The following is a 22559-nucleotide window of genomic DNA, read 5'->3' on the forward strand; positions in this document are numbered from 1 at the left end:
TGTCGGCCTTGGCTAATACATCCTGCGCTGAATGCCGACCCCTTTGTCCAGGCCCCGGCCAACAGCCAGTCGTTTAATCGTTACAGCTATGTAATGAACAACCCGGTCAGTCTGGTTGACCCGAGTGGTTATCTCTGGAATCCGGTTAAACCCCTGACCAAGGCAGTCAGTAAACTGGGCAGTTATATTGGCAGCCAGGGTGCCAAACTGGACGACTGGCAACGACAATATACCGATCAGTTTGGTGCCTGGTTCCGCGAAAAAGCGGCCAGTAATCCCCGAATGTTTGCGTTATTGCAGGTGCCCGCTCTGTCACCCTAGTTGTCCAGTAGGCGTTTTCGCCTAAATTCATCTCAGAGTGGGTCAAAAGGATTGCTATGCCGCCAGAAAATCAGTGATAGGGATGCGAGCCGTTTTTCATTTTTGTTGTTTGCATTGCTTTGAGCGGCAACCAAACCGGCCAGAGTATCACGTACTTTTATCGCTACTTCATCTGCCAGATCACTGGGTTTGGTTCGTCGATCATAGCGGTAGTCTTTTACTTCGATCAGCCAGGTGTGATTGCTGTCGATCGAAATAAAATCAATCGCCTTGGTTCCACCAAAGGCACTATTAAACTGGTTTCGATAAAACGACCAGTTGTCGTATTGGCTGGAGTCATCACTTTCGAATTTGAAAGTCAGCTTTCCTTCGGTAAAACATTTCATCCTTGCGACTCCATAAAGCGATCTGACTGGGTTAATTCTTCATCAAGTAAAACCAGAGTCTGTAAATCGTCAAGATGATTACCTTGTTCCACTTCCATACCGCCGTCAGTTTGGCAAAGAGCAAAATAGCGATTCTGTAATTTTGCATAGTCCCGGTGCCCGGAAAGAATTTCCAGTTCGCGTAACAGGAACAAGGAGTGCGTGGCGACAATCACCTGAATTCCATGCAGACTCAGATTCAGCAACAAGGCAGCCACTACCTTGATCAGTTTCGGGTTCAGGTTTGCTTCCGGTTCATCCCATAACAGGTAACCCTTGTCGAGCAGGGAGCCGGTGCTGATTAGCCGGGCCACCATTGCCAGTTTGCGCAAGCCTTCCGCTACTAATGGCATTTCCATTTTGCCACTACCAGGAATGCTTAAATAAAAGCGGCCATTCGGCTCCAGAATCACCTTGCCACCCATTGCCTGTTCGAGAGGCGAAACCAACTCGGCAACTTTCTTTTCCCCTGGACCTTTGACGGACAGGGCTCCCAACAGATCACACAGGTCGATCAGGTTTTCTTCAATATCAACATGTGATGTCCGGTACAGGCTGCTGAGCCAGTGGTAGGTGCTGAGTACTTCACGCGTAGGGATAAATACCGGTGCCTTGTCTTGCCAATTAATGGGTAGTTGATCTACCTGTACATCCGATTTGCTGTTTGTCGCAAAGCTGATATGGATATCAAGGTTCGATTCCACAAACTGTAACGAAAGTTCACAGCGTTCTCTGCCCTGTTTCCTCCGCGCCAGTCGTCCCAAATATTCAGGTCTGAGTACATTCATCAACTTGTCAGCGTAAGCTTTCTGCAACAGAGTTTTGGTGGGCGCTTCGGATTGGGGCTTCAAGCCCTCTTGGGCACTGGTGGCAATCAGGGCATATATCGCCTTGAGCAAATGAGATTTACCGCTGCCGTTTTCCCCTACGACAACGTTCAAACCTGGAGAAAACGCCAGGTCTGCTTGTTTGAATACCGTCAGGTTGCGCAGTGTTGCCTGCTTCAGCATAGGGTTACCTTATCGATCCATTCCAGTTTGCTCACCAGTGCCGCCGGTTTCGCGTGATACCAAAGTGATCGGCCAAGTGTTGTTTTGCTTGTTGCTGGGTGGCTTTATCGGCCTGTTTTTACGTTCGGATAAAGTGTACAGGCGATAGGTCAGCAGGCGAATCACTTTGCCTGATTTCGGTATACGCACGCGTAGATAGACGACGGTAGAGGTGCAATCTGGTTTGTCACCAAGCGATTATATTGAGCCATCCTGTGTTTGGGATCACTTTTGGTTGTGCACCTTGGTTGTGCACCTTGCTGATAAACCTCCGCGTCATGTCTGACACAGAGGTCGTGATTCCTCAGTCCGTTGATTAGTACAGATCAAGCGCTGGCTGTTCGCTGTCGGCAACCACCCGGTTACGACCAGCTTTTTTGGCACAATAAAGCGCGTTGTCGGCCTTGAGTACCAGTTGTCGTGCGGTTTCGCCAGGAATGCTGCTGTCGACCAGCCCGATGCTGGCGGTGACGTGGTCGACGTCTTCAAACTGTTCTGCAGCAATGGCGGTGCGTAATTTTTCTGCCAGGCGGTAAGCGAGAGCAGCGGAGGTATTGGGCAGAATAATCATGAATTCTTCCCCGCCCCAGCGGCCAATTCTGTCGGTGTCACGGGTGTTGTTTTCCAGAATACGGGCGATGCTTTTCAGCACTTCGTCTCCCAACAGGTGGCCGTACTGGTCGTTAATCTGTTTGAAGTGGTCGATGTCCAGCAGCATCACCGAGAAAGGATTTCGTTCGCTTTGCTGGCTTTCCAGTACGGTGTCCAGCTGGCTTTCGATATAACGGCGGTTCGCCAGGCCTGTCAGCTTGTCGGTAGTCGACAGTACCGACAGTTCATTGTTTTTACGGCTGAGCTCGTTATTGGCGTTTTGCAACTGCTGTTCGACTTTATGGCGTAGTCCCATCTCGGTTTTAAGACGATGGTTCAAGCGCGCCAGTTTCCAGTTCCACAAGACGATGGCCAGCATAATCGCCAGCACCGCAGCCACCAGTTTCCAGACCAGGTGGTAATCCACTTGTTGTTCAAACTTCACGGCGACCCAACGCTGGAAAACTTTGGATCGTTCTTCTTCGGTAATGTAATCGGTCGCCTTGTTGAACATGGAGAGCAACTCCGGCGTATCGTTGCGCACGGCAATGGCCAGTTTCCAGTCTTCATCCAGTCGCCCGCCAATTTTGAGGTCGATAAAGCGGTCTTTGCGAATAGCGTGGCCAATCGGTGCAATGGCACCAATCATGCCGAAGATCCGGCCTTCCTCAACTTGCCGGAGACCATCGGTAATACTGGGCACTTCAATCACCTGCAAACGCGGATAATCCCGTTGCAATTTTTTCAGCAAGCCATAGCCACTGGGCACCGCGATGGTTTGCTGGTCGAGGGATTTCAGGCCATCCACAAATAACGAGTCTTCCTGGATGGCAATCACCAACGGCAGTCTCAGGTAAGGTTTGGTGAAGTTAAGTTGGCGTGCCGCCTCAGGGGTTTCAAACGCGGCCGACATGATGTCACAGCGGCGGCTCTTGGCGTATTCCAGCGACTGGGCGGTGCTGTCGGTCTGTACCAGTGTCAGGCTGATACCAATCCGATCTGCCATCAGGCCGAGGTAATCAGCCACCATACCTTCGTGTTTGCCCCCTTCACCGATTTTTTCCAGCGGCATCCAGTCGGGGTTGGCACAGAAGGTGATGTTGGGCTGTTTTTCCAGATAGGCTTTTTCAGCATTGGTCAGCGCCAGGCCACTGCCAGGACGGGCGATGTAGTTTTCGTTACCCATCCAGTGCTGGGAGATAGTTGCCAGTTCATCACGGGTGAGCGAGTCGACCGCACGATCCATGATGCCTTGCAGAATCGGCCAGTCGGAACGTACGCCAATACGCAGGTTGGCCAGATCTGGCTGACCGACGTCCACTTCGCCAGAGATGGTGAGGTCGTTGAGCATATTGCGGGCAATCAGATGGTTAAAGACGGCGGCTTCGCCCAGTGCGGCATCGGCCTTGCCGATCGAGACGGCCTTGAGACTTTCAACTGCATTTTTCACCAGGTGCAGTTTGATCTCAGGGTGTTCCTTGCTGAGTACTTCTTCATAAAAGAAGCCTTTGGGTATTGCTACGGTTTTGCCTTTCAGACTTTCGATGCTCTCGTATTTGGCACTTTTTTTACTAGCAATAATATTCGGGTTCACCGCATAAGGACGGGTAAAACGAATATATTCACGTCGCTCCGGGGTGTTAACGATATTGAGCATCATATCCAGCTGGCGCTCGTGCATCATGTGGAGAAAATCGCTCCAGCCAGGGCCACTGATGTACTCAATACGAAAACCGGTTTTTTTGGCAATCAGGTTCATCACATCAATAGAAAAACCTTTGGGCTTGCCCTGTTCATTAAAGTTGAACGGTGGCCAGGCCATTTCGTTGTGAACCCGCAAAACCGGATGAGTCGTCAAAAAGTCCTTTTCGTCTTTATCCAGCTGCAACACCTGAGTGCTCTGCAGGCCACTGCTGAGCCAGCGGCGGCCGAGGCTGTTGCGTTCCTGTTCGGTCACAGATTCCAGCGTTTTTTGCAGAATATTACGCAAGATTCCCCAGTCGGGTCGCACACCGATACGCAGGTTATTGTCAAAACGCGGATCGTCGATACCGCCAATCACCTTGGTGTTGTTGATCAAATGGTTACGCATCAGGTAATTTTGAATGGCGATGCCACCGATGGTGGCGTCTGCGTGACCAAACGACACCGCCTTGAGGCTTTCCAACTGGTCGGTCAACAGCAACAGCTGTATGCCCGGGAAGTGGCGCTCAATGATTTCCTGGTAGAAGAACCCCTTCGGAATCGCCAGCACCCGGCCATTCAGATCGCGCAGATCGCGGATATCGTTATTATCATCTCGTACCACGATACCAGGCGGGTTGTTGACATAGGGGTCGGTAAACAGAATGTGTTTGCTGCGGTTTTCGGTCTTGATGATGTTGAGCATCACATCCAGCTCTTGGTTGCCCAGCATCGCCATAAACTCGCCCCAGCTCGGCCCGGTGATGTACTCAACCTGGATGCCCAGCTTTTCCGCCAGCAGACCCATAAACTCGATGGAATAACCTTTCGGACGCCCGAATTCGTAGTAGTTGAACGGTCCCCAGTTGGTCTCGTTGTGCACCCGTATAGTGTGATGGTTCAGCAACCAGGTGCGCTCTTCTTCGGTGAGATTAAGATTCGCCGCTGGCCCGGCTTCTAACCCGGTTGCCAGACCATCAGCTTCCGCCGCCTGTAGCGGATTCAGCATGAGCGCAAACAAGAGCGTCATCGCGAAAAGTGAATACAGCCACTGAGCAGGGTATTGCGGGGGAAAACGAGTAATGATCACAGAATGCCTTCGATGCCGATGAATGCCCAAAATGCTGGAAACACTCTGGCCGGTCTAACTGACTCATTCTATAGTACTAGCGATAGTTTAAAAAATGACAAAGTGGGAATAGCAGGCGGCAACTCCTGACTTATTCCCCGGCACTCCAGATGCTCGACAAAAATTTCCTGCCCGCCTTAACGTTTAAAGCCGTTCGATGCCCTTGCGGTCAATCCGGCGCTTTGCAGGTTTTTATACCCAGTACGACGTACAGCGGGCACCAGCCCATTGCTGCCGTTACCAATGGCACCAAACCAACAGCGCCCCACCAGGAGTGAAAAAACACACCCGCCAGTATCATTGCCAAGCCTGCGACGATACGAAAAATCCGATCACTCTTACCGACATTACATTGCATGTTCACGACCTCCTGCGGTGGTTATTCAAGCAACTGCCTATTCGTCTGTTGCCACAGTAGGCTTCCCGCCTGGCCGGAGCAACTCCGCCAGGATGATATATATCATCTTATGGCTATATATCTAAGTAGTCGTTACAGCCCGTTGTGGTCATCCATCAACCAAGCCGCATAGACGCCATAGGCCATAGATAAATAGACAGACCAGCACCCTCTTTCACATTGCCTTCAACTGGCACTACTGCGTTGAGATTTACCCTTCCTCAGCCTCTCGACAGCGGCCAATCCAGACGTCAGAATCAGCCTTCCTTCTTGATGATGGCCACCCACGACACCTTATGAACTACTGGCTGTTTAAAACAGAACCGGATGCCTTTGGCATTGATGATCTGGCATCCCGCCCGGAGCAAACCGAGCCATGGGATGGCGTGCGTAATTATCAGGCGCGCAATTTCCTCCGTGACGAGGTGAAATCGGGCGATCTGGTGTTTATTTATCACTCCAGCTGTAAAGAAATAGGGATTGCCGGGCTGGCGGAGGTGGTGCAGGAAGGCTATGTCGATCACAGCCAGTTTGATCCACAATCAAAATACTATGATCCCAAAGCCACGCTGGAAAAGCCGCGCTGGTATCGGGTGGACGTCAAGTTGAAACAGACATTCCCCCGCGTATTGCCACTCAAGACCATCAAGGCCATGCCAGAGATCACCGAACTGGGCTTGGTAAAGAAGGGCCATCGGCTGTCGATCATGCCGGTGAATAAACAGGAATTTGATATTTTGCTCCAGCGAGCCAGCTGATTAACCAGCGGGACACCTGCCCGCCACACACCCATGCAAGGAGAGCGTATGAAAATCTACGGCGATAGCCAGTCCGGCAACTGTTACAAAATCCAGCTGGTGTGCGCCATGCTGAATATCCCACATCAGTGGATTACGGTGGATATTCTGGCTGGCGAAACCCGCAGCGCGGCGTTTTTACGCAAAAACCCCAATGGCAAGATTCCGACACTGGAGCTGGACGATGGCCGCACACTGAGCGAATCCAACGCCATCATCAACTATCTGGCGGCGGATTCCGACTTGCTCCCCAAAGACACGTTCACACTGGCAAAAATGCAGCAGTGGCAGTGTTTTGAGCAATACAGCCACGAACCCTACATTGCTGTTGCCCGTTTTATTGCCAAATACCAGGGTATGCCCGCATCACGTCAGGCTGAATACAAGGCAAAACAATCTGGCGGTTACCTGGCGCTAGGGGTCATGGAACAACAACTGGCAGCAACGCCCTATCTTTGCGGTGACCAGCTCACCAATGCCGACATCAGCCTTTATGCCTATACCCATGTTGCCCATGAAGGCGGTTTTGAGCTTGAGCGCTATCCCGCTATCCAGGCCTGGCTTGACCGTGTTGAAGCGACGCCCGGATTTATTGCCATGGCGTGAACCAGGAACATCTGCGACCATCCAAGGCAGACTATTCCGGGAGATTTCCATGTCAGGCTTTCCAAACCAGCCATCACCCCACCAGCCAGCAACCAAACCACCAAGACCACCGTTGTCGCCGCAAGACGACAATGCCAAAACCCAGGCACTGATTGCTTACTGTCTGTTGGGTGCTGGCTACTTTACCGGCTTGTTCTGGGTCATTGGCGGGGTGTGGGCGATGGTCAAAATTGATGATTTCCGCGGATCGCTGTTTGAGGATCACTTTGTCAATATCATCAAAGTGTTCTGGTGGGGGATGGGCATGACGGTGATTGGCATTGTGACTACCTTTATTTTTATTGGCTGGCTGATTTTGCTGGGGACGTTTATCTGGACGGTGTTCAAAATCGTCAAGGGCTTGTCTCAGCTAACATCGAACCGGGCCTACGCTGATCAAGGTTGACATCTGAATCATTGATGATCCAACTATGCACTATCAACAAAGCACGACATAAAGCAGACATAAAGCACTGCGGACAGATGCAACAGACACCAAGAAATATGCCAGGCCGGGCTGCATGATCAGACCGTCACCCTTCTTCAGTTGACAGCTTTCATGCGCGCCCTATGATGGCGGAATCTTAATAGTCAAAGGACGCAGTCTTGAACGAGGTTCCCTTAAGTGTGCTGTTCGGCATACTCGCGGTACTGATCATTTTTTCAGGATTCTTCTCCAGTTCCGAAACCGGCATGATGTCGCTTAACCGCTATCGTTTGCGGCATCTGGTTAAAAATAACCACCAGGGCGCCAAACTGGCTTCCAAACTGCTCGAAAAACCCGACCGCCTGATCGGCACGATCCTTACCGGTAATAATCTGGTCAACTTTGCCGCTGCGGCGCTGGCGACCATCATTAGTCAACGGCTGTGGCCTGACAATCCGGATCTCGCCGTTTTCGTCAACACCATTCTGTTCACCCTGATCGTGCTGATTTTTGCTGAGCTGACTCCCAAAACCCTGGCAGCTATAGCCCCGGAGCAGATCGCGTTCCCGGCCTCCCCTATCCTGCTGGGACTGCAGTGGTTTTTGCATCCGTTTGTGTGGTTTGTAAATACCATTGCCAATGGTCTGCTGAAGCTGATTCCCATCGACACCAGCAACACCAATTCGGATCATCTGAGCACAGAAGAGCTGCGCACGGTGGTACGCGAAGCTGGATCGATGATTCCGAAGCGCCACCAGCACATGCTGCTGAGTATCCTCGATCTGGAAAAGATGACGGTAAACGACATCATGGTGCCACGGAATGAGATCTATGGGGTCGATCTGGACGACGACATGGATGTATTGGTCGAGCTGCTGCGTACCACACAACACACCCGTGTGCCGATTTATCGTGGCGACATCAATAACATCATTGGCATTCTTCATGCCCGCTCACTGGCACGAGTGATGAGTCAGGGCGAGTTTACCCGCGAGGATATTGAAGCCGCCTCACGCGAGCCATATTTTATTCCCGAGAGCACCCCACTCCATACCCAGCTGTTCAACTTCCAGAAAAACCAGCGCCGGATTGCACTGGTGGTTGATGAATACGGTGATGTCCAAGGGATTTGTACGCTGGAAGATATTCTCGAAGAGATCGTCGGCGAATTCACCACCGATGTGCTGTCGGCCAGTTCACCGGATGTACATCCGCAGGAAGATGGCAGTTTTATTGTTGATGGCACCGCTTTTATTCGCGATGTGAACAAGACCATGCATTGGGATTTACCCATTGCTGGCCCAAAAACCATCAATGGTATGATTGTGGAGATTCTGGAACATATTCCCGAATCGCCCGTCTGTTTGCGCATCGGGCGTTACCGCTTCGAGATCTTGCAGCTCAAGGATAATATGATCAAAGCCGTCAGGGTGACGCTGGACAAGCCACGCAAAACGAACGCCTAAGTCCGCGCTAGCCCGGCCGCCACAACAGCAAGCCGGATTTCAACCCGCTTGCTGTTGCCCCTGCTCTTGCTGCACAGAGTCATCCCGCCGGGTAATCCAGCCGATAAAACCAAACGCCGGAATGTTCATCAATAAGCCGTACATCAACGGCACCATGGCCAATTCCGGCTGATGCAATAACGACAGCGCTACCATCATCGCCGTACCGGCATTTTGAACACCCACTTCCAAGGCAATAGTGCGACTGTCTGCCTGACTCAGCTGTAACTGCCGGGCAACGCTCCATGCCAGCAATAACGACGACAAACTCAGCGTCATAACGGCAGCGCCACTGATCGAGAACATCGTTTCCAGCAATGCCCAGTTGCTGGCCAATAGTAATCCGATCACAGCCAGCATGGCTAACGTCGCCACGGTCTTGATATGTTTCTCGACCCGAACAGCCAGAGCTGCAAAAAAATGACGAATCGCCATCCCGAGTAATACCGGCACCAGGGTCACCACGATCAGCTGTTTGGTCATCAAGCCTAGTGGCAAGCCGAACTGACTCATCTCCGCCCCTTCCGCCTGCATATAGACAGAAAATAACCAGGGCAAGGTAAACGGCACCAGCATACTGGTCATCGCCGTCAGGCAAATACTCAGCGCCACATTACCGCGTGCCAGTAAAGTAAACAGATTCGAAGTGGCACCACCCGGACACAAGGCCACCAGATACAGTCCTGCACCGGCAATCAGCGGTAAGTTAAATATCAAAATAATAGTCAGGGCGATCAGTGGCAGTAACACCATCTGCAATGCCAGACCCAGCAACGCCACCATGGGCTGGCGTAATACCGCGATAAAGTGCTGGCGGGTCAAGCCCAGCCCCATGGCAAACATAATCAGTGCCAGGACAACGGGTAAAACCACTTGTGAAACCATTTGCTGCATTTAGCGCTCCTTGCTATTGGGTACGGGGTTAATACAAACCTTACTCTAACGTCCATTGTGCAAATCAAGAACCTATTTAACGCAAGGTTTTGTTATAAGCTGCTCATGAATGCGGTCTGCTGATTTACAACCACTCAAACATCAGGCTTTGGCGTGTCAAACCAGGTGTTAACATATCGCACAGCAACGACCAACCCAATAACCATCCCACTTCCAGAGGAATCCTGCGTGTCGTACTGGTGGCTAGCCATTCGCCCGAAAACCATTCCAGCCTCAATTGGCCCGATTCTGCTGGGCACTGCGCTTGCGTCCACCGAGACCACCATTAATGGCCTGGTATTCGGCCTGGCAATACTCTGTGCCATTGCCTTACAGATTGCGGTGAACCTCGCCAACGACCTGTTTGATGGCCTCAACGGTGTCGATACGGAAGCACGATTAGGCCCCGCCAGGATGGTGCAATCCGGTTTTATAACGCCCAAAGCCATGGCGATCGCACTGGCACTATTCACTCTGATGGCCATGTTGTGTGGCCTGACACTGGCCGCACTGACCCATTGGAACCTGCTGCTGGTCGGCATCACCTGCCTGCTGGCCGTATTTGCCTATAGCGCTGGTCCACTGCCATTAGCCTCGGTGGGCCTTGGAGAAGTCACGGTACTGATATTCTTTGGCTGGGTTGCCGTGATGGGCAGCTACTGGCTGCAAACTGGCGAGCTGACACTCACCGCCCTGCTATATGGCACCAGCGCCGGATTATTCAGTGTGGCTATTTTACTGGTGAACAACCTGCGCGACATTCCTACCGATCGTGCCAGCGGCAAGCTCACCTTACCGGCACGTCTGGGCGAAGCAGGCACGCGACAGCTGTTTCTCGGCGTTACTGCAGCTGCCTTGCTGATCCATCTGCTGGCGGCCTGGCCGCAGCCATGGCTCATGCTGATTCCCGTGCTGCTGTGCCTGAAACCGGTATTGAACCTGATTCGCGGTATTTATAGCCTCAGCGGAGGCGAACTGAATACCCTGCTAGCCCAGACCGCCAAAGCCGGACTGATCTACTGTGGCACCAGCTCCGCCTTACTGGTACTGCTGTCGTGACTTGCTGCTGTCGTGAAGAAATACTGCTGCTTATCGATCGGAGGAACCGCAACGCTGACGCGTTTACCATCACCACCGAGGGTGAACCTCCTCCCCGTACCCGCTACAATGTCGCCCTTTGATTTTCACCCGTTTTTCCACCGGTAGCCCTTCCATGACAAACAGCACTCGCAAAATTCTGGTCACCAGCGCCCTGCCCTACGCCAACGGCTCCATTCACCTCGGCCACCTGCTGGAATACATCCAGACCGACATCTGGGTACGCTTCCAGAAGTCCCGTGGCCACCAGTGCACCTACGTGTGTGCCGACGACGCCCACGGCACCGCGATCATGCTGCGCGCCGAAAAAGAAGGCCGTTCGCCAGAAGACCAGATTGCTGCTGTCAAAGCGGAACACGAAGCCGACTTCGCCGCTTTCCAGATTGGCTTCGACAACTTCCACAGCACCCACAGTGAAGAAAACCGTGAACTGTCGGCGCAGATATACACTCGCCTGCGCGACAAAGGCCATATCGCGGTACGCTCCATCAAACAGGCGTTCGACCCGGAAAAAGAAATCTTCCTGGCCGACCGTTACATCAAGGGCGACTGCCCCAAGTGCTCCACTCCCGACCAGTATGGCGACAACTGCGAAGCCTGCGGTGCCACCTACAGTCCGGCCGAATTAAAAAACCCGTACTCCACCATCTCGGGTGCCACACCGGTTGAAAAAGAATCCGAGCATTATTTCTTCAAGCTGCAAGATTTTGATGCATTCCTGAAAGAATGGACACGCTCCGGCACCCTGCAACCGGAAATTGCCAACAAGCTGGCCGAATGGTTGGACTCCGGATTGCAAGAATGGGACATCTCCCGCGATGCCCCTTACTTCGGTTTTGAAATTCCTGATGCTCCAGGCAAATATTTTTATGTCTGGCTGGATGCTCCCATTGGCTACATGGCCTCGTTCAAAAACCTTTGCAACTCCGACGCCGGTCAGGCCCGTGGCCTGAACTTCGACGATTACTGGAAGGTTGGCTCCGACGCTGAGGTGTATCACTTCATCGGCAAGGATATCGTCAACTTCCACGCGCTGTTCTGGCCGGCCATGCTCACTGCCGCCGAATACCGTACTCCAACGGCCGTCAACGCCCACGGTTTTGTCACCGTCAACGGTGCCAAGATGTCCAAGTCACGCGGCACCTTTATCAAGGCTCGTACCTACCTTAACCATCTGAACCCGACCTACCTGCGTTACTACTTTGCTGCCAAACTGGGTTCCAGCGTTGATGATTTCGACCTCAACCTCGAAGACTTCGTCCAGCGCGCCAATACCGATCTGGTCAACAAACTGGTCAACATCGCCAGCCGTACCGCCAACTTTGTCTTCAAAGCCGGAGGCAAACTCAGCGACAGCTGTGCCGAGCCAGCCATGATGCAAGAATTTATCGACGCCGGAGACCAGATCGCTGCGCACTACGAAGCCCGCGATTTCGGCAAAGCCATGAAAGACATCATGGCACTGGCCGACCGCGCCAACGAATACATCCAGGAAAAAGCCCCCTGGGCCATGAACAAGGAAGAAGGCCGCCAGCAAGAAGTCATCGACGTCTGCTCCGTTGCCCTCAATCTGTTCCGCCAGTTAATGACCTACCTGACCCCGGTACTGCCCGAACTGGCGGAAAAAACCTGCCAATTCATGAACCTCGACGACCTGAACTGGGAAAGCCGCAGCAACATCCTGCTGGGCCATGACATCAACAAATTCCAACCCATGCTGGCCCGCGCCGAAATGGACAAGGTCACTGCGATTCTGGAAGAAACCCAAACGGAGCTGGCCATTGAGAACGGCGAAGAGCCTGCGGCTGCCAGCAACGCTAACGCCAGCAAAGAGAGTAAAAAACAAGACAAGAAGAAAAAATCCAAAGGACCAGAACTCCGGGAAGACGGCAACGAAGTGATTGCCGACACCATCGAGTTCCCAGACTTCGCTAAAGTCGATTTGCGTGTTGCTCGCATCATCAAGGCTGACCACGTCGAAGGTGCTGAAAAACTGCTGCAACTGACGCTGGACATCGGCAACGGCGAAACCCGCAACGTCTTCTCCGGTATCAAGGCCGCCTACAAACCGGAAGACCTCGAAGGCAAACTCACCATCATGGTGGCCAACCTGGCACCACGAAAAATGAAGTTTGGACTGTCCGAAGGCATGGTACTGGCCGCAGGGCCGGGTGGGTCAGAGATCTACCTGCTGGAACCCAATGAAGGTTCGCAGCCTGGGATGCGGGTGATGTAAATTATTTGGCTTAGCTCTACTCTAAGAGTAGAGCTATTGCTTATTCATCGATACAAGGTGACAGCTAATGAATACCAAGAACAAACGAGCATCAGCTCCAGCTTCGATCAGTCAGCTCCCCCCAAAAGCAGGGCTGTTGAGTCAATTAAATCACTAAATATTATGCCAACCTCCAAAGCCCAGAAATACTTAAAAAAAGCAGGCATCTGAGAAGACCTGAACGCTGATTTCGACAAAGACTGGAAATCTATCGATGAGGATTTCAAGAAAAGTATCCTCCTGTTGTCGAACGCCTAAAATGTATATCAAGTATTCCCGCCCCCGCAGTATCAGGGCTGTTGCCTGCCTTTAAGCCACTTTGTCAGCTGGCCCTGCGGATACAAGACAAAGCGCTGTGGAACCATGGCCGCCCTTGTTATCCTCCCAATATGAGTTCAAACCCATACTGTGATTGCTGATGATACTGACGACTGAAGATTTTCTGCTAGCTGCCAAACGCGCTGAGATCAGCGCCCTGAAACAACTGTTAGTAAGTAGTGGTCTGGTCACCAGGGTCACCGATCTGATCCATGAACTGCAACGTGAACGCGGTTTATCCAATATTTATCTGGTCTCTCACGGGCAGCGCTTCGCCAGTCAACGGCTGGATGAGTTAAACGCTACAGAACAAGCGGAGCATGTTTTTCGGGCAGCGCTGTCACTGCTGGATCTTGATGGTGACTCACCTGCTTCCGCCCGCTTGTTCAGTGCCCTGGCGTTTGTGTTGCACTGTTTGGATGAGTTGCCAGCACTGCGAGTACGGGTGAGTGAGCAGCTACTCACTGCGGCTGAAAATACCCGGCTGTTCAACCGCATCATTTCCGGCTTGCTCAGTGTGGTGTTTGAAGCAGCCGATATTGCCAGCGACCCCGATATCACTCGCGCACTGGTCGCCATGTTCAACTTTGTTCAGGGCAAAGAATATTCTGGCCAGGAGCGGGCTTGGGGAGTGATCGGTTTTACCGCTGGCGAGTTCACCAAAAAGCAGCAGGAACGTATCAAGACCCTTCAGGATGCCCAGCACCGTTGTTTCGATATTTTTGCCAGTTTGACCCAGGCGGTGCCCGCCGACCAATGGCGTCAGGCAGAAAGTAGTGAAGCCACCATCGAGTTGAACAAGTTACGTAACATGATTGCCCGATTCCGCCGTAGCGATACGCTACCAACGGCGATCAGCGAAGTCTGGTATGAGCTGTCAACGCACAGAATTGATCAGATGCAGACGATTGAAAAAGAGCTGGCCTCTGAACTGCTTCACCTCTGCCAGCAAAAAATTGCCCAAGCGGAAAAAGATCTGCATCTGCATCACAACCACATCCGCGAGTTGACGGATATCGAGGAGCTGCCGTTGTCTTCGCTGTCTTCCTTGCCAAACTCGGTTAGCGAATCAGACAAACTGACAGTGACTCCCGGATTTAATACCAAGCTGGCCAGCTCGATTTCAGAACTGGTACAGCGCCAGGCTGAGCATCTGGAACGGATGAGCGATGAACTGAGGCAGGCCCGTCAGGCCCTGGATGAGCGTAAGCTGATCGAGAAGGCCAAGGGCTTGCTGATGCAGAATCAGGGGATCAATGAGGAAGAGGCTTATCGCCAGATTCGTCAGGCAGCGATGGATAACAAAAAGCGTATTGTCGAAGTCGCCAGTAATATCATCAGCGTCTCTGAAATGCTGCAATTAGGCAGCAGTAAAAGCGACTTGCTGGAATAATGTTCCAACACCAAGACTCCTTGGTTATTGTCCACTTGGTTACTCTGCTCCTCGTTACTATTCCTGACAGCCTTTAATTTTTTGGCATTATAAATGCCACTTTCCCAAACCCTCTCTAATCCCCGGAGTGCTGTAATGAACAAACTGGAAATGACTGAAGCCATTATTCTGGCCAAACAGGCCAAGGCATTAAGCTGGGAAGCCATCGCTGCCTCCATGGCGATGGGGACTGTCTGGGTCACCTCGGCCTGCCTGGGTAAAAACAGCATGCCGGAAAACGCGGCCAGTAAACTATGCGACATCCTCGAACTGTCTGAAGAGGTCAAAGCGGCATTGATTGCCTACCCCACCAAAACCTGGGAACAGCAAGTGCCGCAAGATCCGCTGGTATACCGCCTGTACGAAATCGTTGGTGTTTATGGCGATACACTGAAAGAAGTGATTCAGGAGAAATTTGGCGACGGTATCATGAGTGCCATCGATTTCACTATGGATGTCGAAAAAATCGAAGACCCCAAAGGAGATCGGGTACTACTGACGATGAATGGCAAGTTCCTGCCCTACAAAGCCTGGTAATCTGCACGATTCAGCGGGCCTGGTGGCCCGCATTTCCGAAGCACCAGCGGCGGTTGAAACAGTGACAGCGACTGCTCGGTGCACACTGATTCAGCGATATGTTTCTCCCTGTCAGGACGCGCACTCATTTAGAGCGTCCGAAAAGTCATAGCCCTAAAATAACTCATCAATAATTCCATGAGCAATGGTCTGATTGATCACCCATCACGTTAAAATCATAATAAACACTTAAAAATCAATTGGTTGATAATAATGGCATATTAAATGCTTTATGATCTCCAGACGGTGAATCAATGGTGATTCCCGGTCTAGAAAACAACGACGTTGAGTGCTTCCCTGACTTTTGCCTGCGGATGGTGCCACGTCGTGCTCTGCAGCATGTCGAAACACCTCGTTCGGACAGGTTCAAACGCCAGCGACCACTCAATTCAGTGACCTGAGCATTCGTGTTAGCCCTTTGGCGGCATGAACCAACTATTCGGTATCGACCTTGACCCGATACCTACCGAACCAGAGGAATTTGATATGTCCTATCTCGCGCCTTCCGAGTTTGTGACCAAGATGGTCGATGCCGGTGAAGAAAAAATCTTCATGTCGACCAAAGACACCCTGATCCGTGCCTTTATGGCCGGTGCCATCTTGGGTCTGGCTGCCGTATTTGCCATTACCGTTGCCATGAAGAGTGGCTCTCCGATTCTCGGTGCCTGTCTGTTCCCGGTTGGCTTTATCATGTTGTACCTGATGAAATTTGACCTGTTGACCGGTGTGTTCACGCTGGTGCCACTGGCACTGATCGACAAGCGTCCAGGCTGTAACATGCCGCAACTGCTGCGCAACTGGGGCTTGGTGTTTATTGGTAACTTCGCTGGTGCTCTGATGACAGCCTTTATGGTGTCTTTCATCCTGACTTATGGCTACAACACCGACGGTGGTGCCATTGCCGAGAAAGTGAGCCACATCGGTGAATCCCGCACCGTGGGTTATGCTGCCCACGGTCTTGATGGTTGGCTAACCATTTTCATTCGCGGCATGTTGTGCAACTGGATGGTGTCTATGGGCGTGGTGGGCGCCATGATCTCCACCTCGGCTACCGGCAAAATGGCGGCTATGTGGATGCCGGTTATGCTGTTCTTCTTTATGGGTTTTGAACACTCCATTGTGAACATGTTTCTGTTCCCGTTCTCTATGATCATGGGAGGTGACTTTACCTTTATGCAGTACCTGATCTGGAACGAACTACCAACGGCACTGGGCAACTTGTTTGGTGGCTTCCTGCTGGTTGGTCTGCCGCTGTACTTCACTCACGTACGCACCGGTGCCAAGCGCCAACTGGGTTCTTGATCCCTTCCCATGATGCAAGATAGAAGAGAGGGCCGTTGGCCCTCTTTTTTTGACTAACAGATGTCAGGAAATCATGCATGACCCAACGCCTCTGTATTGCCGCAGGCCAATATTCTGACAAGGGCATTAAAGCCAAAAACCAGGACTACCTGGGTCTGGTCAGCCCCACTCCGCCCCAGCTTATTCTCAAGGGCATCACAGCGGCGATTGCGGATGGTATCAGTAGTAGCGACGTCAGCCATATTGCCAGTGAAACCGCCATTAACAGTCTGCTGGAAGATTATTACTGCACCTCGGAAACCTGGACCGTGCAACACTCCGGTGAGCAGGTCATGCGGGCGATTAACGGCTGGCTCTATTCGCAAACCCGGCGCAGTGAATTCCGCTTTGATATCAACAGGGGGTATGTCTGCACACTCAGCGCACTGATTCTGCGCGGCCATAACGCCCATATTTTTCACGTCGGTGACAGCCGTATATACCGGCTGCGAGACCAGGCGCTGGAACAGCTCACCAGCGATCACCGACTCTGGGAATCTGCCGAAAAGAGTTATCTGGCCCGCGCCATGGGCATGGCTGAAAGCGTGGAGGTTGAATATCGCCATACCAGCCTGCAAGCCGAGGATGTGTTTATCCTTACCACCGATGGTATCTATGAATACGTAACACCGGAATATCTGCGTGAAACCATTCGCCAGCATGCTGATGATCTGGATAACGCTGCCGAGCAGATCGCCCGGCATGCACTGGATAACGGCAGTGACGACAACCTGAGTATCCAGCTGATCCGCATGACTGCCGTCCCCGACAGCAGCCAGACATCGCTACTGCCCGACGTGACCCGGCTGCCACTGCCTCCGGCGCTGGAGCCAGGCATGACGTTTGATGGCTACGAGATCATACGTAACCTGCATACCACCAGCCGCAGCCATGTATTTTTGGCCCGTGATCTGCCAAGCAACGAAAAAGTCGTACTCAAGCTGCCGTCTGTCGAGCAGCAACACAATGAGGACTATCTCGAACGTCTGATGATGGAAGAGTGGATTGGTCGGCGCATCCAGAATGCCCACGTTATCCAGCCATGGATACCGGACAGACCTCGCCAATATCTTTATACCGTCAGCGAATACTTTGAAGGCCGCACCTTGGCGCAATGGCTAAGGGACAATCCCAAACCGACACTGGAGCAGGTACGCGTCATCATCGATCAGGTTGCCCGTGGTCTGCGTGCTTTTCATCGACTGGAAATGCTGCATCAGGATCTCAAGCCAGATAACCTGATGATTGACGATGAAGGGCGATTAAAAATCATTGATTTTGGCTCCACCAGCGTGCGTGGACTGGCAGAAATCGGACTCGACAATAGCAACGAATTGCCCGGTACAGCGCTGTATATGGCACCGGAATATTTTCTTGGTCAGGGAGGCCAGCCACAGTCTGACCAGTTTTCGCTGGGGGTACTGGCCTACCATTTACTAAGCGGTAAATTCCCTTATGGCGTGGAAGTGGCACGCTGCAAATCAGTGTCTGCCCAGCGGCGGCTGCAATACCGCAGTATTCTGGTGGATGAGGAGTCTGAAGTGCCTGCCTGGGTCGATGACGCTATCCAGAAAGCAACCCGTATTGATCCGTACAAGCGCTACGACGATATGTTCGAGTTTGTGCACGACCTGCACACACCGAATCAGGATTTTTTACGCAAGGCTCGCCCACCGCTGATGGAGCGTAACCCGGTGGCTTTCTGGCAAGGCGCTGCCATCATCGAGCTGGTCGTACTGTTGATTCTGGCCTATCAGCTGGTTGTTGGCTAACAGGACGCTAGCGACCGCTCAGAAGCAGGCGGTCATCCGTCACTTGCAGTTTCAGATCAAACAGATTGGCAATCAACGCCAGCGTTGTCTGCACATCGGTTTGACTGTAGCGCCCGGAAAAAACCTGGCGGGTATCCACCTGGTCGAGCACAATCTCACGCGCAGTGTACTGCTGCAAATGGGCAATCAGCTCAGACAATGGCTCTTCACTGACTTCACGCCAGCCACTGCGCCATTCCGCAGCGTCCGCATCACGAAACATGGAAAGTGTTCCTTCCGCCAGTCGCAACCCATCTCCGGCCAATAACTGCAAGGTTGTACCGGCGGCCGTGACTTCAACAATACCGTGCTCGACCACCACCACCAGATGGTCACCGCTACGATCAACATTAAAGGCTGTACCCACCACTCGGATTTGCCCGAGATCGGTATCCACAATAAAAGGGCGCTGTTTGTCTTTGCTGACCGAGAAGTAGGCTTCACCTTTATTCAGAGCAACATAACGCTGCGACTCACTCAGAGTCACCTGCACGCGGCTATCCGCATTCAGCACCACTCGAGAGCCATCTTCCAGCATCATGTCCTGCCGCTCTGCCCGTTCAGTCGCGTAACTGAGGGTTTTGCTGGTCGCAGGTTGAGATAAAACAACATAGCCGATAGCTGGTGGTAACAGCAGTATCACCAGCATCAAGGGCGCCAACAGCGGCTGCAAGGACTCATGGCTGAACCATGCCCGAATCTGATCCAGCAGGCTTGTTGATGCCGACGGTTCAACCCGGTCAGTATCACCAGCAACGGGGGGCACTGAAGGATGACTGGCAGGAGGCCCTTCTGTGGCAGAGCGCTGTAGCACCGCAATAGCAAGCGCCTCGTTATCACCAAAATAACGGGCAATGTATTCCGCCGCCGCTCTATGTTCATGGCGTTGTTCAAGCCAGCTCTGATAGCTCTGCAGCTGCTCTGGCGTCAGCTCTTCCATGCGATCATACCAATCGGTAGCCGCCTCCAGCACATCATCAGAAAACATCAGTTTATTCATAAATCGCCTGCGAATGCGGTCAGGTCATGCCAGATATCCATTGGCCACCTCCCGCTGATTGTCGTGATTCCGATACGATCCAACACAGTGTTCAATGTGTATACCCTGCACCCGCCATCGCTTTGGCAATATCCATCATTGCGCGGGTGATGTGTTTTTTAACGGCTTCATCGGCAAGACCCAGCTGACAAGCAATCTGCTCACGAGACAAGCCCTCAACCCGTCGCAGGATAAACACCTGGCGACGTAGTTCTGGCATGGCAGCAACAACCTTGCTTAATAACTCCAGCTTTTGCCGGTCAATATGTTCATCTTCCATACAGATACCGACAGCTTCCGGCAAGGATTCAAGCAGCTCGGGCTGCCGCTTGCCAGCTCGCCAATAGTCCACCACCACCGAACGTGCGACCCGCAGGGCGTAAGCCACAGGACTGCTGATACGCTCATGATTGGTGGGCCGAAGTGAACGCAGCAAGGTATCTTGCAGCAAGTCATCCACTTCCTGAGGGTTGTTCACCTGACTGGCGATGTAACGTCGCAAACGGGGAATATCCTGGGTCAACTGGTGTTCGTAAGGCGCACCTTTGTCGTCATCGCCGGGTAACGAAGAAGCTGGATTTTTGTCGCAAGCTAGGCGGGCTGTAAATGCCTGGCTGGTCAGTTTCATGGCCTATCCCGAAAAAAGACGAAGGTTTCGCCATCAGACCACGCATTCATGTCATTTTTATTAATGGTAGCCAAACATCACGCCATCAACGTCAAACTAAACGCGGGCACTGGATCTGGGGCCAAATTCAGCCTCTCTTATCAAGAAGACGTTGAGTCATCCCAAAAGGGGACAATCATTCCTTATTGTTTTTTGCGCCGTCGCTTCAGATCTTTGGATGCCATGGCATAACCGCCATCGGCAGCATCCAGAAAATGCACATGGTGCTGGTAATAATCAAACACCAGACAAGTCAGCAACGCCGCTCGTGACGCATGGATGCCAAAAACCAACAGCCGTTGTTGCTCGAGCGCCTCTAATTGCTGTTCCAGCTGCATACGCTGGTCTGCAGTGCCTGCCAGTACCAGCCGTAAACCATCATCACATTTGCGGTAGTCGGTATTCGCCAGCAGGCGTTTGCGATAGCCAGTCCAATGACTTGTGCCAGACAGCCGCATCAGATATCGACCGGCCGATACCCGTCCAAAGGTACGGACGACATAATGCAGCCGTTTCCAAAAGCCATCCTCGTGACAGCGAATGCGGGTTTCAGTCATCAGCGATGCCGGAGAGGTTATCAGTCGTAGTGAGTCTGAACGCAGAGGGTGATGCAGGCTGTCATCACCATAGATAGAAAAAATACAGCGAGCGGCCTGGGCCAGTACCTCGGCGCGCCCCCTGGCATCTGATGCACAAGCCTCGACCATAATGGCCACTGTTTCTTCCGCCGGGCTGGGCACTTCCTGCCAACGACACTCAAAGCCACCAAAGTTCGCGACGGCCGGAATTCTCTGGCTATCCAGCAGCCAGGGACTGCCTTCCTGTTTGATCCACTGTTCTGCCAGCGCCAGACCGCCGCCAGTAAACATGGCTTGCTGAAAATGACGGTGAGGCTGGTAACGAGCGACCTGCACCGGCGCACCGGCCTCGATCAACGACAGGGACGTCACCATGCCAATACGCAATTGCAGATCAAACTCACGGGTCGCCAACTGCTGGCTGGCCACCATTGCCCTGGCAACCGCATCGCGACAATCCGGTGGAATACACAAAGTCGCGCCATCACCGCCAAAGACAAACGGCACCTGCAACGGCGCTACGGCATTGATCATGGCAACTATACAGGCGGCGCTGACGCTGTTGACGTCACGGTAACGCCCATTCTCAATCGCTCTGGTAGAACCTCGAATATCGGCGACCACCACCCACCAGTCTTGCGGTAGCGGTGAATAATTGTCGGTGTACGAAAACGACGAAAACTCCCGAAATGGGAGTATTCGCTCATACCAGTGTGGATTGCTACAAGCAGCGGTTCCCAAACCTTGTTTCGACATAAGGCTGTCAGCTCCGCTGCATAAAATGTCCGGAAGGTTTTTGTTTTCTGCTCGAACCCGCGTCAGCCTAGCGCAGCAGCCCATGATGACGAGCCAGCCAGTAATCCAGACTCAGATATCGACCACCACCAGTGAAAAACAGGCTCAACAGCATCAGGAAATAGGTCGCGGCAAATTCAATACCGTTGTTCAATATCACAAAGGAACCGCGCCCCGTCAGCCAGTCATAGTGGCCATGTTCTTGCAGAATACTGCGGGCAGCTTCCAGCCGTTCTGCCGAGTCGGCAACACGATCGTTCGCCAGCCAGCTGGAAGCATCGGCAATCGCCAACCAGCCATTTTCCCAGTGCACCGACAAGGCAGCAATCATCATGATAAACATCAAGGGTATGGATACCCAGCGTACGGCAAATCCGAAAATCAGCAACCAGGCCCCGAAAAACTCGGTTCCTGCTGCCAGCGCCGCCATCAATTCTGGCATCGGCAAGCCGAGGCCCCAAGCGGGGTTGCCAAACCAGGCCACGGTATCGTCAAACGCCATCAGCTTATTCCATCCGGCCTGCATCAGTACCGGAGCGAGATAGAGACGCATCAACAAGGGCGCCAGACCATCCAGAGGCTGGACAGATCGCAGTACCTGGTCAGCCGGACGGTAGAGAGAGGCAAGAAGGCTCATGAATATTCCTGTCTGGTGAGTAGAGAACGGGACGGAGAACAACTCCGCTGTACTTTCCAATCAGTCGCTAGTCGATCCGGTTTCTTACAA

20 protein-coding genes are annotated in these 22559 nt (G+C 52.5%); 11 read left to right on the forward strand and 9 right to left on the reverse strand.

Translation table 11 applies throughout. The features are described from left to right. Positions 1-93 precede the first annotated feature (93 nt). Complete coding sequence (locus SOJ49_RS15380) at positions 94-321, forward strand: hypothetical protein (RefSeq protein WP_369855373.1); 228 nt, start codon at positions 94-96, stop codon at positions 319-321. A gap of 32 nt (positions 322-353) precedes the next feature. On the opposite strand, the gene SOJ49_RS15385 is transcribed toward SOJ49_RS15380, so the two are convergent. The 4 genes from SOJ49_RS15385 to SOJ49_RS15400 form a co-directional block, all read right to left on the reverse strand. Then, entirely contained in the window at positions 354-707 is a 354-nt protein-coding gene (locus SOJ49_RS15385) for a hypothetical protein (protein ID WP_369855374.1), read from the reverse strand. After that, entirely contained in the window at positions 704-1756 is a 1053-nt protein-coding gene (locus SOJ49_RS15390) for an AAA family ATPase (RefSeq protein ID WP_369855375.1), read from the reverse strand. Before SOJ49_RS15390 ends, SOJ49_RS15385 begins: the two co-directional genes overlap by 4 nt. Before the next feature lie 355 nt (positions 1757-2111). After that, on the reverse strand, positions 2112-5090 hold the full coding sequence (locus SOJ49_RS15395; RefSeq protein WP_369855376.1) for a transporter substrate-binding domain-containing protein: 2979 nt from the start codon (positions 5088-5090) through the stop codon (positions 2112-2114). Positions 5091-5367: 277 nt separating this feature from the next. After that, positions 5368-5556 (reverse strand): DUF2892 domain-containing protein, encoded by a 189-nt coding sequence (locus SOJ49_RS15400; RefSeq protein ID WP_369855377.1) that lies wholly within the window; start codon positions 5554-5556, stop codon positions 5368-5370. 335 nt (positions 5557-5891) lie between these two features. Here SOJ49_RS15400 and SOJ49_RS15405 point away from each other — a divergent pair, with 335 nt between their 5' ends. The 4 genes from SOJ49_RS15405 to SOJ49_RS15420 all read left to right on the forward strand — a co-directional run bounded on the left by SOJ49_RS15405 (position 5892) and on the right by SOJ49_RS15420 (position 8930). Continuing rightward, complete coding sequence (locus SOJ49_RS15405) at positions 5892-6353, forward strand: EVE domain-containing protein (RefSeq protein ID WP_369855378.1); 462 nt, start codon at positions 5892-5894, stop codon at positions 6351-6353. A 48-nt stretch (positions 6354-6401) separates the two neighbouring features. Beyond that, positions 6402-6998 carry a glutathione S-transferase family protein gene (locus SOJ49_RS15410; protein WP_369855379.1) on the forward strand — a complete coding sequence of 199 codons (597 nt, stop codon included), beginning with the start codon at positions 6402-6404 and terminating at the stop codon, positions 6996-6998. A 49-nt stretch (positions 6999-7047) separates the two neighbouring features. Continuing rightward, complete coding sequence (locus SOJ49_RS15415) at positions 7048-7443, forward strand: DUF4870 family protein (RefSeq protein ID WP_369855380.1); 396 nt, start codon at positions 7048-7050, stop codon at positions 7441-7443. A gap of 200 nt (positions 7444-7643) precedes the next feature. Next, positions 7644-8930 (forward strand): HlyC/CorC family transporter, encoded by a 1287-nt coding sequence (locus tag SOJ49_RS15420; protein WP_369855381.1) that lies wholly within the window; start codon positions 7644-7646, stop codon positions 8928-8930. A 39-nt stretch (positions 8931-8969) separates the two neighbouring features. Here SOJ49_RS15420 and SOJ49_RS15425 read toward each other — a convergent pair whose 3' ends face one another. After that, positions 8970-9863: a bile acid:sodium symporter family protein gene (locus SOJ49_RS15425; protein ID WP_369855382.1), complete on the reverse strand. Its 894-nt coding sequence runs from the start codon at positions 9861-9863 to the stop codon at positions 8970-8972. Positions 9864-10091: 228 nt separating this feature from the next. Between SOJ49_RS15425 and menA the strand changes: the two genes are divergently transcribed. From menA to SOJ49_RS15455, 6 genes are all read left to right on the forward strand, one after another. Next, complete coding sequence (gene menA, locus SOJ49_RS15430) at positions 10092-10961, forward strand: 1,4-dihydroxy-2-naphthoate octaprenyltransferase (protein WP_369855383.1); 870 nt, start codon at positions 10092-10094, stop codon at positions 10959-10961. A gap of 154 nt (positions 10962-11115) precedes the next feature. Further along, on the forward strand, positions 11116-13236 hold the full coding sequence (gene metG / locus SOJ49_RS15435; RefSeq protein ID WP_369855384.1) for a methionine--tRNA ligase: 2121 nt from the start codon (positions 11116-11118) through the stop codon (positions 13234-13236). Positions 13237-13693: 457 nt separating this feature from the next. Beyond that, a complete protein-coding gene (locus SOJ49_RS15440) occupies positions 13694-14986 on the forward strand; it encodes a nitrate- and nitrite sensing domain-containing protein (RefSeq protein ID WP_369855385.1) in 1293 nt (430 codons plus the stop codon). Between the two features lie 135 nt (positions 14987-15121). Beyond that, positions 15122-15562 (forward strand): cyanase, encoded by a 441-nt coding sequence (gene cynS, locus SOJ49_RS15445; protein WP_369855386.1) that lies wholly within the window; start codon positions 15122-15124, stop codon positions 15560-15562. Between the two features lie 525 nt (positions 15563-16087). Next, positions 16088-16903, forward strand: a complete 816-nt coding sequence (locus SOJ49_RS15450; protein ID WP_369855387.1) for a formate/nitrite transporter family protein — start codon at positions 16088-16090, stop codon at positions 16901-16903. 77 nt (positions 16904-16980) lie between these two features. Next, on the forward strand, positions 16981-18714 hold the full coding sequence (locus SOJ49_RS15455) for a protein kinase (protein ID WP_369855388.1): 1734 nt from the start codon (positions 16981-16983) through the stop codon (positions 18712-18714). A 7-nt stretch (positions 18715-18721) separates the two neighbouring features. On the opposite strand, the gene SOJ49_RS15460 is transcribed toward SOJ49_RS15455, so the two are convergent. The 4 genes from SOJ49_RS15460 to SOJ49_RS15475 all read right to left on the reverse strand — a co-directional run bounded on the left by SOJ49_RS15460 (position 18722) and on the right by SOJ49_RS15475 (position 22469). After that, entirely contained in the window at positions 18722-19753 is a 1032-nt protein-coding gene (locus SOJ49_RS15460) for a FecR domain-containing protein (RefSeq protein ID WP_369855389.1), read from the reverse strand. Positions 19754-19844: 91 nt separating this feature from the next. Continuing rightward, positions 19845-20420, reverse strand: coding sequence for an RNA polymerase sigma factor (locus SOJ49_RS15465; protein WP_369855390.1), 576 nt, complete (start codon positions 20418-20420; stop codon positions 19845-19847). 182 nt (positions 20421-20602) lie between these two features. Then, positions 20603-21793 (reverse strand): DUF3095 domain-containing protein, encoded by a 1191-nt coding sequence (locus SOJ49_RS15470; RefSeq protein WP_369855391.1) that lies wholly within the window; start codon positions 21791-21793, stop codon positions 20603-20605. Positions 21794-21860: 67 nt separating this feature from the next. After that, on the reverse strand, positions 21861-22469 hold the full coding sequence (locus SOJ49_RS15475) for a DoxX family protein (RefSeq protein WP_369855392.1): 609 nt from the start codon (positions 22467-22469) through the stop codon (positions 21861-21863). Positions 22470-22559: the final 90 nt, after the last annotated feature.

It is taken from the genome of Candidatus Thalassolituus haligoni, from assembly GCF_041222825.1.
GTDB classification, from domain to species: domain Bacteria; phylum Pseudomonadota; class Gammaproteobacteria; order Pseudomonadales; family Oceanobacteraceae; genus Oceanobacter; species Oceanobacter antarcticus.